Origin of the sequence: Paracoccus sphaerophysae (assembly GCF_000763805.1) — a bacterium.
Classification (GTDB): domain Bacteria; phylum Pseudomonadota; class Alphaproteobacteria; order Rhodobacterales; family Rhodobacteraceae; genus Paracoccus; species Paracoccus sphaerophysae.
Map to the genome: position 1 here is coordinate 1 of NZ_JRKS01000082.1, position 11419 is coordinate 11419.

The 11419-nt window shown below is 71.4% G+C and carries 12 protein-coding genes; 10 read left to right on the forward strand and 2 right to left on the reverse strand.

Features of this window, described 5'->3' with window-relative positions:
- Positions 1-10 precede the first annotated feature (10 nt).
- From hemH to IC63_RS15220, 7 genes are all read left to right on the forward strand, one after another.
- Positions 11-1045, forward strand: a complete 1035-nt coding sequence (gene hemH, locus IC63_RS15190; protein ID WP_036721964.1) for a ferrochelatase — start codon at positions 11-13, stop codon at positions 1043-1045.
- Between the two features lie 161 nt (positions 1046-1206).
- A complete protein-coding gene (hslO, locus tag IC63_RS15195; protein ID WP_036721942.1) occupies positions 1207-2226 on the forward strand; it encodes an Hsp33 family molecular chaperone HslO in 1020 nt (339 codons plus the stop codon).
- The gene (locus IC63_RS15200) at positions 2223-2810 is read left to right on the forward strand and encodes an NUDIX hydrolase (protein WP_036721944.1); all 588 of its coding nucleotides are present in this window, start codon (positions 2223-2225) and stop codon (positions 2808-2810) included. Before hslO ends, IC63_RS15200 begins: the two co-directional genes overlap by 4 nt.
- A 2-nt stretch (positions 2811-2812) precedes the next feature.
- Positions 2813-4039, forward strand: coding sequence for a CCA tRNA nucleotidyltransferase (locus IC63_RS15205; RefSeq protein WP_408633587.1), 1227 nt, complete (start codon positions 2813-2815; stop codon positions 4037-4039).
- The gene (locus IC63_RS15210) at positions 4039-5880 is read left to right on the forward strand and encodes an ABC transporter ATP-binding protein (protein WP_036721946.1); all 1842 of its coding nucleotides are present in this window, start codon (positions 4039-4041) and stop codon (positions 5878-5880) included. Before IC63_RS15205 ends, IC63_RS15210 begins: the two co-directional genes overlap by 1 nt.
- Complete coding sequence (locus IC63_RS15215) at positions 5877-7115, forward strand: class I SAM-dependent RNA methyltransferase (protein WP_036721948.1); 1239 nt, start codon at positions 5877-5879, stop codon at positions 7113-7115. The genes IC63_RS15210 and IC63_RS15215 overlap by 4 nt, the downstream gene beginning before the upstream one ends.
- Before the next feature lie 86 nt (positions 7116-7201).
- A complete protein-coding gene (locus IC63_RS15220) occupies positions 7202-7714 on the forward strand; it encodes a L,D-transpeptidase family protein (protein WP_036721950.1) in 513 nt (170 codons plus the stop codon).
- A gap of 578 nt (positions 7715-8292) precedes the next feature.
- On the opposite strand, the gene dalA is transcribed toward IC63_RS15220, so the two are convergent.
- Positions 8293-8808 carry a divisome-associated lipoprotein DalA gene (gene dalA, locus IC63_RS15225; protein WP_036721952.1) on the reverse strand — a complete coding sequence of 172 codons (516 nt, stop codon included), beginning with the start codon at positions 8806-8808 and terminating at the stop codon, positions 8293-8295.
- Between the two features lie 128 nt (positions 8809-8936).
- Positions 8937-9392, reverse strand: coding sequence for a Fe-S cluster assembly transcriptional regulator IscR (gene iscR / locus IC63_RS15230; protein WP_036721955.1), 456 nt, complete (start codon positions 9390-9392; stop codon positions 8937-8939).
- A 251-nt stretch (positions 9393-9643) separates the two neighbouring features.
- Between iscR and IC63_RS15235 the strand changes: the two genes are divergently transcribed.
- The 3 genes from IC63_RS15235 to IC63_RS17095 all read left to right on the forward strand — a co-directional run.
- Complete coding sequence (locus tag IC63_RS15235; protein WP_036721958.1) at positions 9644-10303, forward strand: alpha/beta hydrolase; 660 nt, start codon at positions 9644-9646, stop codon at positions 10301-10303.
- Between the two features lie 77 nt (positions 10304-10380).
- Positions 10381-10929: an HD domain-containing protein gene (locus IC63_RS15240; protein ID WP_036721969.1), complete on the forward strand. Its 549-nt coding sequence runs from the start codon at positions 10381-10383 to the stop codon at positions 10927-10929.
- A gap of 92 nt (positions 10930-11021) precedes the next feature.
- Positions 11022-11419: DUF1775 domain-containing protein (locus tag IC63_RS17095; protein ID WP_156965519.1), on the forward strand; the 398-nt coding region annotated here is incomplete at its 3' end.

Below are 11419 nucleotides of genomic sequence, written 5' to 3' on the forward strand. Positions count from 1 at the left end.
GTCCGGCCCGCTGCATCAGCGCCCGCCTTGTTCCCCCGCCGACCACCCGGCCCTGCCCGCGCCCCGGATCGGCGTGCTGGTCGCCAATCTGGGCACGCCGGACGGCCATGATTACTGGTCGATGCGGCGCTATCTGAACGAGTTCCTAAGCGACAAGCGGGTGATCGACTATCCGTGGTGGAAATGGCAGCCGATCCTGCAGGGGATCATCCTGACCAAGCGGCCGTTCACCTCGGGGGCGAACTACCGTTCCATCTGGAACAACGAGGCCGACGAGAGCCCGCTGATGACCATCACCAAGGCCAAGGTCGCCAAGCTGGCCGCCGAGGCGGAGCGCCGCTGGGGCGACGCGGTGCTGGTCGATTTCTGCATGCGCTACGGCAATCCCTCGACGCCCGCCGTGCTGGACCGGATGGTCAGGGCGGGCTGCGACCGGATCGTGTTCCTGCCGATGTATCCGCAATATGCCGGCGCCACCACGGCGACCGCCAACGACCAGCTGTTCCGGGCGCTGATGGCGCAGAAATGGCAGCCGGCGGTGCGGACCTGCCCGGCCTATTTCGACCGCCCCGACTATATCGACGCGCTGGCGCAGTCGGTGGAGCGCACGCTGGGCGGGCGGCGGCCGCAGAAGCTGGTCGCGTCCTATCACGGGATGCCGCGCCGCTATCTGCTGGAAGGCGACCCCTATCACTGCCAGTGCCAGAAGACGACGCGGCTGCTGCGCGAGCGCCTCGGCTGGCCCGAGGACGCCATCGACACCACCTTCCAGTCGGTGTTCGGGCGCGAGGAGTGGCTCAAGCCCTATACGGTCGAGCACGTGGCCGACCTCGCCCGCCGCGGCATCACCGACATCGCGGTGATCTCGCCCGCCTTCAGCGCCGACTGCATCGAGACGCTGGAGGAGATCAACGGCGAGATCCGCGAGGCCTATGAGCATGCCGGCGGCAAGGAGTTCACCTATATTCCCTGCCTCAACGACGACGACGCCCATATCGCCGTGCTGGCCGAGGTGATCGCCGAGAACCTGGCCGGCTGGGTCTGAGCGGCGCGGCCGGAGCCTCCGGCGGGGATATTTGGGCAAAGAAGAAGCGCGCCGGGGCAGGGGGTCTTGCCGGGCGCTTGGGTTCGCGGGCGGGCATCCTATATAACAGGCCGAACCGCCGCGCCTGTCGTTGCGCGGATGCGACATTCCGAAAGGCTAAGATGACCAAGATCAACCAGATCGCCTGGGACGATACCGTCCTGCCATTCCAGCTGGACCGCTCGGGCGTGCGCGGCCGGGTGGCGCGGCTGGACGGCGTGCTGGAACATATCCTGTCGCGCCACGACTACCCCGCCCCGGTCGCCGCGCTGGTGGCCGAGGTCGCGCTGCTGACGGCGCTGATCGGGCCGTCGATCAAGCTGCGCTGGAAGCTGTCGATCCAGGTCCGCGGCAATGGCGCGATCCGCAGCATCGCCGCGGACTGGTATGCGCCGGCCGAGGACGGCGCGCCTGCCCGCGTCCGCGCCTGGGCGAGCTTCGACGCCGACCGGCTGGACGACCGCCCCGCCTTCGACCAGATCGGCGAGGGGTATTTCGCCATTCTCATCGACCAGGGCGCCGGCAACCTGCCCTATCAGGGGATCACGCCGCTGGCCGGCGGGTCGCTGTCGGCCTGCGCGGGAACCTACTTCGCCCAGTCCGAGCAGCTGCCGTCCAGCTTCACGCTCAGCTACGGGCAGTCGTGGATGGCGGGCGACGCGGCCGAACGCTGGCGGGCGGGCGGCGTGATGCTGCAGACCCTGCCGGCGCAGCCGATGGGCGCGGGCGGCGAGGGCGGCACCGGCGAAGGCGGGCTGATCGAGGCCGCCGACATCCTGCAGGGGGCCGAGTCCGAGGACTGGAACCGCGCCAACCACCTGCTGTCCACGGTCGAGCCGATCGAGCTGATCGGACCCTCGGTCGCCCCCACCGACCTGCTGATCCGCCTGTTCCACGAGGAAACGCCCCGCGTCTTCGACCCGCAGCGGGTCGAGTTCGGCTGTTCCTGCACCGCCGACCGGGTGCGCGGCACGCTGTCGATCTATTCGGCCAAGGATATCGGCCACATGACCACCGAGGATGGCCGGGTCACCGCCGACTGCCAGTTCTGCGGGGCGCATTACGAGTTCGACCCGGCCTCGCTGGGCTTCGAGGCGACCGTGGACCCCGAGGGCAACCCGATCGAGGCGCCAGGCGCATGACGCAGGACGAGGTCCGCGACCGGCTGCTGCGGGCTCTGGCGGTGCCGACGCAGCCGACCTCGGATTTCGACCTGAACGGCAGCCCGCCCCCCGGCCTGGGGGCGCGTCCCGCCGGGGTGCTGGCGGCGTTCCACGCTGACGGGCGGCTCGTCCTGACCAAGCGTGCCAGCGGGTTGCGCCACCATCCGGGCCAGATCGCGCTGCCCGGCGGCAAGGTCGATTCCGACGATGCCGACGAGGTCGCCGCCGCCCTGCGCGAGGCGCATGAGGAGGTCGGCCTTGACCCCGCCCAGGTCGAGGTGCTGGGCACGCTGCCCGCGCATCGCACGGTGACGGGGTTTTCCATGACTCCGGTGCTGGCGATGATCCGCGGCGGCTTCACCCCCGTCCCCGAGGCCGGCGAGGTCGAGGAGGCATTCACCGTCCCCTTCGCCCATATCGCCGATCCGGCTCGCTATCGCATCGAACGGCGGCTGTGGCGCGGCGACTGGCGGTCCTATCACGTGGCGCCCTTCGGTCCCTATTACATCTGGGGCGCGACGGCGCGGGTGCTGCTGGCGCTGGCGACGCGGCTGTCGGCATGACCGTGCGCCTGCCCGAGACGGTCACTGCCCATCCCGGCTTGCAGCAGGTGCTGGCCGCGCTGGCCCCGCAACCGGCGCTGATCGTCGGCGGCGCGGTCAGGAACGCCCTGCTTGGCGAGCCAGTCGAGGACATCGACATCGCCACCGCGCTCCGCCCCGAGCGGGTGCTGGAACTGGCGGCGGCGGCGGGGCTGAAGGTCGTGCCCACCGGGATCGAGCACGGCACGGTGACGGTGGTGGCCGAGGGCGAGGGCTTCGAGGTCACGACCTTTCGCCGCGACGTGGAAACCGACGGGCGGCGGGCGGTGGTCGAGTTCTCGGACCGGCTCGAGGAGGACGCGGCGCGGCGCGATTTCACCATCAACGCGCTGTATGCCGGCGCCGACGGGGCGGTGATCGACCCGGTCGGCGGGCTGGACGACCTGGCCGCGCGGCGGCTGCGCTTTGTCGGCGACCCCGACCAGCGCATCGCCGAGGATTACCTGCGCATCCTGCGCTTCTTCCGCTTTCATGCCCGCTATGGCCGCGGGGCCCCGGATGACGCGGCGCTGGCGGCCTGCGCGGCCGGGGCCGAGGGGCTCGCCCGGATCTCGCGCGAGCGGATCGGGGCCGAGATGCGCAAGCTGTTGTCCGCCCCCGATCCGGTCGAGGCGGTGCGGCTGATGCAGCGGAGCGGGGTGCTGGCGCAGGTGCTGCCGGGTGCGGATGCGGATCGGCTGGCGCGTGTGGTGGCGGCCGAGCCGGGGCTTTGCCCCCCTCGGGCTCTGCCCCTGGCTCACTGCAAACGGTCCACCGGACCGTTTGCCGGGCGTTCGCCAGCCCAGAATACTTGTGCAAGGAAGAAATGGCCCGTGCGCCTCGCCGCCTTGGCAGCGCCGGATGCAGCGGAACGACTGCGGCTGTCGCGGGATGAGGCGCGGGTGCAGGAGCAGTTGCGCTTTGCCGGCTCGCTCTCCGAGGCGGCCTATCGGCTGGGGGCCGAGCGCGCCGGCCAGATCGCGCTGCTGCGCGCCGCGGGGGGAGAGGCGCTGCGCGCCGACTGGCGCGAGCAGATCGACTTCGCCGCCGGGCAGAAGCTGCCGGTATCGGCTGCTGACCTGTCGGACCGGCTGTCCGGGCCGGCGCTGGGGCGCGGGCTGAGGGCCGCCGAGGCGGCGTGGATCGAATCGGGCTTTGTCATGCCCGCCCCCGCGCTGATCGACGTGGCGCTGCTGGCGGGAGAGGACTGATGCACCGCATCTTCGAACGGCTCATCGACGCCTTCCGCCCCGCCGACGGCCCGCCTCCGCGCACGCTGCTGGCGTTCTTCCGCTGGGCGCTGTCGGGCGCCTGGCCGGGCCTCGGCATCGCCGCCGTCGCCTCGGCCCTGTCGGGCGCGGCCGAGGTCGCCTCGGCCACCCTGCTGGGCTGGGTCGTCGATGCGGTGGCGCAGTCGGGGACCGCGACGCTCGCCACGCATGGCTGGCTGATCGCTGGCTTTGTGGCGTTCTTCCTGATCGTCCGGCCGGCGGTGCTGGGGCTGTCCGCGGCGACCTCGAACGTCATCATCGGGCCGAACGTCCTGCCGCTGGTGCTGTCGCGGCTGCATCGCTGGACGATGGGCCAGTCGGTCACCTTCTTCGACAACGACTTCGCCGGGCGCATCGCCCAGAAGCAGATGCAGACGGCGCGGGCGGTGACCGATGTGGCGTCCGAGATGGTCAACACCGCCGCCTTCGCGTTGTCGGCGGTGCTGGGCTCGGCGATCTATCTCGCCTCGGTCGACGGCTGGGGCGCGGTCGCGCTGCTGGCCTGGCTGGCCGCCTATCTGGCGCTGATCCGGTTCTTCCTGCCCCGCATCAGGGCGCAGTCGGCAGGGCGCGCCAGCGCCCGCGCGATGATCACCGGGCAGGTCGTCGATACCATCACCAACATCAAGACCGTCAAGCTGTTCGCCCAGTCGGGCCACGAGGACCAGGCCGCGCTGGGCGCGATGGAGACGTTCCGCGACCGCGCCATCGTCTTTGGCCGCCTGAACACCTGGTTCCGCCTGTCGCTGACCGTGGTCGCCGGGCTGCTGCCGGTGGTGCTGGTCGGCGGCGCGGTGTGGATGTGGAGCCGCGGCGCCGCCACACCCGGCGACGTCGCTGCTTCGGGCGCCATCGCCATGCGGCTGGCGCAGATGACCGGCTGGGTCAGCATGTCCCTGATGGGCATCTGGGGCAGCATCGGCGAGGTCGAGGACGGGATGGAGACGCTGTCCCCGCCGCACAGCCTGACCGATGCGCCGGATGCGCTGGCGCTGGGCCGGCTGCGCGGCGAAATCGACTTTGACGACGTCAGCTTCGCCTATGGCCGCGGCGCCGGCGGGATCGAGCGGCTGGACCTGCGGATCGCGCCGGGCGAGCGGATCGGCATCGTCGGCGCCTCGGGGGCCGGCAAGTCCACGCTGGTCGCGCTGCTGCTGCGGCTGCATGACGTCGAACGCGGCGCGGTGCGGGTGGACGGCCATGACGTGCGCGCGGTGACGCAGGAATCCCTGCGCCGCAACATCGGCATGGTCACGCAGGAAACCGCGATGTTCAACCGCTCGGCCCGCGACAATATCCTGTATGGCCGCCCCGATGCCTCGGACGCCGAGATGGTCGCCGCCGCGAAAGCCGCCGAGGCGCATGACTTCATCCTCGGCCTGACCGACTATGCCGGTCGCACCGGCTATGACGCGCATCTGGGCGAACGCGGGGTCAAGCTGTCGGGCGGGCAGCGGCAGCGGATCGCGCTCGCCCGCGCCTTCCTCAAGGACGCGCCGATCCTGGTCCTGGACGAGGCGACCAGCGCGCTGGACAGCGAGGTCGAGGCGCAGGTGCAGGACAGCCTCGCCCGCGTGATGCAGGGCAAGACCGTGCTGGCCATCGCCCACCGCCTGTCCACCATCGCCGAGATGGACCGCATCGTCGTCATGGATGCCGGGCGGATCGTGGAACAGGGCTCGCACGAGGCGCTGCTGGCGCAGGGGGGCCTGTATGCCCGCTACTGGAACCGGCAGTCGGGCGGGTTCCTGGGCACCGACGAGGCGGACGCCGCCGAATGACCGAGTGGCGGGTGGAGCGGCTGGGCCGGCGCGGCGACGGCGTGGCCATGGCGGGCGACGAGCGCGCCTTGGCGGGGATGGTCCTGCCCGGCGAGATCATCGCCGGCGAGGCCGAGGACGGCCGCATCGCCCAGCCCCGGATCGTGACGCCCTCGGCCGACCGCGTCCGCGCGCCCTGTCCGCACTACCGCCTCTGCGGCGGCTGTTCGCTGATGCACGCCAGCGACGGCTTCGTGGCGGGCTGGAAGGCCGGGGTCGTCGAAACCGCGCTGGCCGCGCAGGGGATCGCGGCGCGGGTCGAGGCGGTGCGCACCTCGCCGCCCCGGTCGCGCCGGCGGGCGGTACTGTCGGGGCGGCGGACGAAGAAGGGCGCGCTGGTGGGCTTTCACGCCCGCGCCTCGGAGGTGGTGGTGGACGTGACCGACTGCCTGGTGATCCGCCCGGCGATCCTCGCCGCGCTGCCCGACCTGCGGCGGCTGGTGAGCCTGGGCGCCTCGCGCTCGGCCGAGGTGTCGCTGGCGGTGACCGAGACGCCGGCCGGGCTGGACATCGCGGTGAGCGGCGGCAAGCCGATCGATGCGGGGCTGATGCAGGACCTCGCCGCGCTGGCCGGTGCCGCAGGCTGGGCGCGGATCGACTGGGGCGGCGAGGCGCTGACCCTGCGCCCGCCGGCGCTGCCGATGGGCCGCGCGCAGGTGGTGCCGCCGCCCGGCGCCTTCCTGCAGGCGACGGCCGAGGGCGAAGCGGCGCTGGTCGCCGCCGTCCGCGCCGCGGTGGGGCAGGCCGGGCGGGTGGCGGACCTGTTCGCCGGCGTCGGCACCTTTGCCCTGGCGCTGGCCGAGACCGCCGAGGTTCACGCCGTCGAGGGGCTGGCCGCGCCGCTGGCCGCGCTGGATGCGGGCTGGCGCGGCGCGCCGGGCCTGCGGCGGGTGACGACCGAGACCCGCGATCTCGCGCGCCGGCCGCTGCTGCCCGACGAGCTGGCGCGGTTCGACGCCGTGGTGATCGACCCGCCGCGCGCCGGGGCCGAGGCGCAGGCGCACGCGCTGGCCGCGTCGCGGGTGCCGGTCGTCGCCTGGGTCGCCTGCGATCCGGTCACCTTCGCCCGCGACGCGCGGATCATGGCCGAGGGCGGCTATCGGCTGGAGCGGCTGGAGGTCATCGACCAGTTCCGCTGGTCGCCCCATGTCGAGCTGGCTGCGGCTTTCCGGAAACACTCTGGGGTTGATCGCTAAAAACCCCGGCACTTGGCGATTGGCGGAAAATGGCCGATGGTGTAGGGGTGGGAAAAGAAAACGCAAAAACCGATTCTGGGGCAGTAATGATTCTGACGATCCGCAATCTCGTTGCGCTGATGATGCTCGTTCTGGTCGCGGCGTGCAGCTCTCCGCCGCCGAGCAAGTTCAAGACCTATAATGGTCCGCCCGTCACCCAGGTGGTGGTGAAGAAAAGTGAACGGCAGATGTTCCTGCTGTCGGGGCAGAAGGTGCTGAAGGCCTATCAGGTCGGCCTGGGTCCGCAGCCGGTCGGGCACAAGATGTTCGAAGGCGACGGCCGCACGCCCGAGGGAATCTACTACATCAACCGCCAGAACCCCAACAGCCAGTACCACCTGTCGCTGGGGATCTCGTATCCCGACACCGAAGACGCGGCGCGGGCGATGATGCTGGGCCAGCAGCCCGGCGGCGACATCATGATCCACGGCCGCGGTCCCTATGGCAACAAGCAGACGCTGCGCGACTGGACGGCGGGCTGCATCGCGGTGAACGACGACGAGATGGAGGACATCTTCTCGATGGTCCGCCCGGGCGTGCCGATCGTCATCTATCCCTGATCGGCGGCTGACTGGTCCTGACGCGCGGCGCCACAGGGCGGCGCGTGGTTCGGGGCGAGGGGCTGGGGCCAGGGACCCCATGACGTTCTCATTGCAGCGCCCCGGCGTCGTCCTGCGCCGGCCGGGATACCTGCATCTCGCGGTGCCACCCGGCGGGGGCCGTGCGCGCTACCGCAGCGATGGCTGCCCGCTCTGTCCTCCGGCGTCCGAGAGGCCGGTTCGTGCGTGCGGCGGATCACCGGCCCGATCACGCGCGGCCGCGAGGCAGTAGGGGGGCAAGCAGGGGGCGTCGCCGCCCGCACCCCTGCCCAGACATGCAAAATGGCGGCGAAGATGCCCGTCCGGTCAGGCAATGCGCGAGGTTCTTGATGACGGCCGCCGGCGTCGCCCCGCTCTGAATCCAGCCGTTCGCCCTGCGGCCCGCTAGCCGGCCATCGCCGGGCGCGCGGCGTCCTGCAGCGGGCCGGGGCGCCTCGGCCACCCCCGCACCGGCTCGACTCGGCACTGTCCGCGGAAACGCCGTGGCGGTCGGTGACCCCACGGCGTTCATCCCTGCGACAAGGCCGCACCCCGTCGGATCACCCGCCGACGAGGGCGGTCCACCAGATCTTGTTGGTCTGTTCCTGGAACCAGCCGAAGCCGATCTCGCGCGCGGCGGGGTCCATCAGCACGTCGCGGGTGTCGCGGGTCTGCATCCAGCCGCTGAGGGTGGCGATCTCGTTTTCGTAGGTCTCCGAGATGTTCTCGCCCAGCAGCGACCCGGCAAAGCCCTGCCGGCGCGCGCGATCCAGCGGCGACGAGCCGTCCGAGCCGAAATGCCAGGCCCGGTTCTGCGCCGACATGTCGCGCGAATGGGCCGCCGCCGCCGCCGCCAGCTGCGGGCTGAGCGTCAGCGCCGCCATCCCCGACTGCGCCCGCAGCAGGTTGACCTGGGTCAGCAGGCGGGTCGGGATCTCGGCATCGTCGCGGGCCGAGATACGATAGGCGACCGGCAGCGGCTGGCCGTCCGGCCCCACCTGCGGGCCGCGTGCGGCAAAGCCGCAACCCGACAGCGCAACCAGCGCGGCCGCCGCGGCAAGCGTGACTTTATTCATGAGAACTGCCCCTTTTTCCCACGGGATTACCCAACCCGGCGGCGGGCTTCAAACGCAAGTTTGCGTGACCCGGCCGCGCCCGGCACGGGCGTTGCGCCGCTGCCGCAAGGGCGCGCTGAAAGGGCGGATCACTCGTCCACCACCGCCAGGATCGCCGGCACGGCGGGGCAGGGCATCATGTCGTTGCAGGACACGTCCTCAAGCGAGGTGTTGTGCAGGAAGACATAGACATGCGCCGACAGCCCCTCCCACAGCCGGTTGGTTACCGACTGGGCGCGGGTACCGCTTTGCGCGCCCGAGGCGCCGGCCCCGACATGCAGCGCGCTGACGGTCTCGTCGACCGCGCCCAGCACGTCGGCCACGCTGATCCCGGCCGGCGGCCGGGCCAGGCGATAGCCGCCGCCGGGGCCGCGCACGCTGTCCACCAGCCCCGCCCGGCGCAGCCGCACGAACAGTTGTTCCAGATAGGGCAACGAGATGTTCTGGCGGCGCGAGATCTCGGCCAGGGTGGTCAGGCTGCCGGGGCTCGTCGCCAGGTCGACCAGCGCGACCATGGCATAGCGGCCCTTGGTGGAAAGCTTCATCTGCGGCCCTCTCGTTCAGCATCGCCGGACCGGGGCCGCCGGGATCGGGCCGCCGGGTCCGAGGAATGGTCCGGGGCGTTGACGCCGTCTCGTGCCCTGCGCTAAGCCCCGGGGTGCCGTTCCTTGCGGAAACGGGTCGCGCATCCCAGATTTCCCTCTAAGGTCCGCCCCGTGCTGCGTCAAGGAACCTGCCTGACCCGTCCCCGGGACAGATCATCCCCGCCGGCGGCGGCCAGTCGTCAAGGAGCCCCATGCCCGAACTGATCTTCCCCGGACCCGAAGGCCGTCTCGAGGGCCGCTATCACCCGCAGCCCAAGCCCGACGCGCCCATCGCCATCGTGCTGCATCCGCATCCCCAATATGGCGGGACGATGAACAACCGGGTGGTCTATAACCTGCATTACGCGTTCCACCGCATGGGGTTCACGGTGCTGCGCTTCAACTTCCGCGGGGTGGGGCGGTCGCAGGGCGAATTCGACCAGGGCATCGGCGAGTTGTCGGACGCCGCCTCGGCGCTGGATTACCTGCAGGCGATGAATCCCAATTCCAAGCATTGCTGGGTCGCGGGGTTCAGCTTCGGCGCCTGGATCGGGATGCAGCTGCTGATGCGCCGGCCCGAGATCACCGGCTTCGTGTCGGTCTCGCCGCCGGCCAACATGTATGATTTCAGCTTCCTCGCGCCGTGTCCGTCCTCGGGGCTTATCATCAACGGCACCGCCGACCGGGTGGCGCCGCCCAAGGACACCCACGCGCTGGTCGCCAAGCTGCGCGAGCAGAAGGGGATCACCGTGACCCACGAAGAGATCGAGGGCGCGGACCACTTTTTCCGCGACGACGAGGCGCACATGAAGCCGATGATCGACACCGTGCAGGCCTATGTGCGGCGGCGGCTGACCGAGACGACGCGGTGAGCGCGGATTCCGGGGCGCTGCCCCGGACCCCGGGATATTTGGACAAAGAAGAACCGGCGACCCGGCTGGACCGCCAGATGGCGTTCCTGGTCGAGGCCGACCGGCTGAAGCACGTGCTGCGGGCGACGACGGTCGTGGATGGCTCGCGGCCGGAGAACTCGGGCGAGCACAGCTGGCATCTGGCGCTGTATGCGATGGTTCTGGCCGACCAGGCGCCCGAGGGCGTCCGCATCGACCGGGTGATCCGCATGCTGTTGCTGCACGACCTGGTCGAGATCGACGCCGGCGACACCCCGATCCACGGCGACTACGACCCGATCGCGCAGGCCGCGGCCGAGGAGGCCGCCGCCGACCGCATCTTCGGCCTGCTGCCGCCCGACCAGGCGGCCGACTTTCGTGCCCTGTGGACCGAGTTCGAGGCCGTGCAGACCCCCGACGCGATTTTTGCCAAGGCGCTGGACCGCGCCCAGCCGGTGGTCCACATCCTGAAGAACGAGGGCCGCGGCTGGCGCGATTACGGGGTCGAGCGCGACGGGTTCCTGCGGCTGGTCGGGGCGCGCGTGGACCGCGGTGCGCCAGCCTTGTGGCGCTGGCTCTGGACGCGGGCCGAGCGGTATTTCTCCTGATGCAACTTTCCTGAGCCGGGGCGAGAAGTCGACTTTGGGCAAGGCCCGCCACGGCGCGGCACGGCAAGGCGCGATGACCGCGCCCGTTCCCCTTGGTCTCGCGCCCGCTGGCGCTGCTCGCGCTGCTGGCGCTGCTGGCGCTGGCGTGGCCCGGCGCGATGCCGGTGTCCGCGACGAACACGTCGGCCGGGCCCGCCCCCCTGGCGGCCTGGTACGACGAGTTCGCCTTTCGCGCCGCGGTCGGCCCCGAGCTCGCGCCGGGCACCGAGCCGGTGGTGCCGGTGACGCAGACCTGCGCCAACGGGCAGGTGGCCTCGACCGAGGTCGCCGTCCCCGGCCAGCCCGAGCCGCGCTACCCCGCGCCCCGGCTGACCGTCACCGTGGCCCCGGCCGAGGCCGGGCACGGTCAGGCCGCGATGGCCCCGGCGGCCTCCGCCTCCCCGGCGGCCCCTGCCGCCCGGCGGCCCCTGCCGCCCCTTCGGCCCACGAC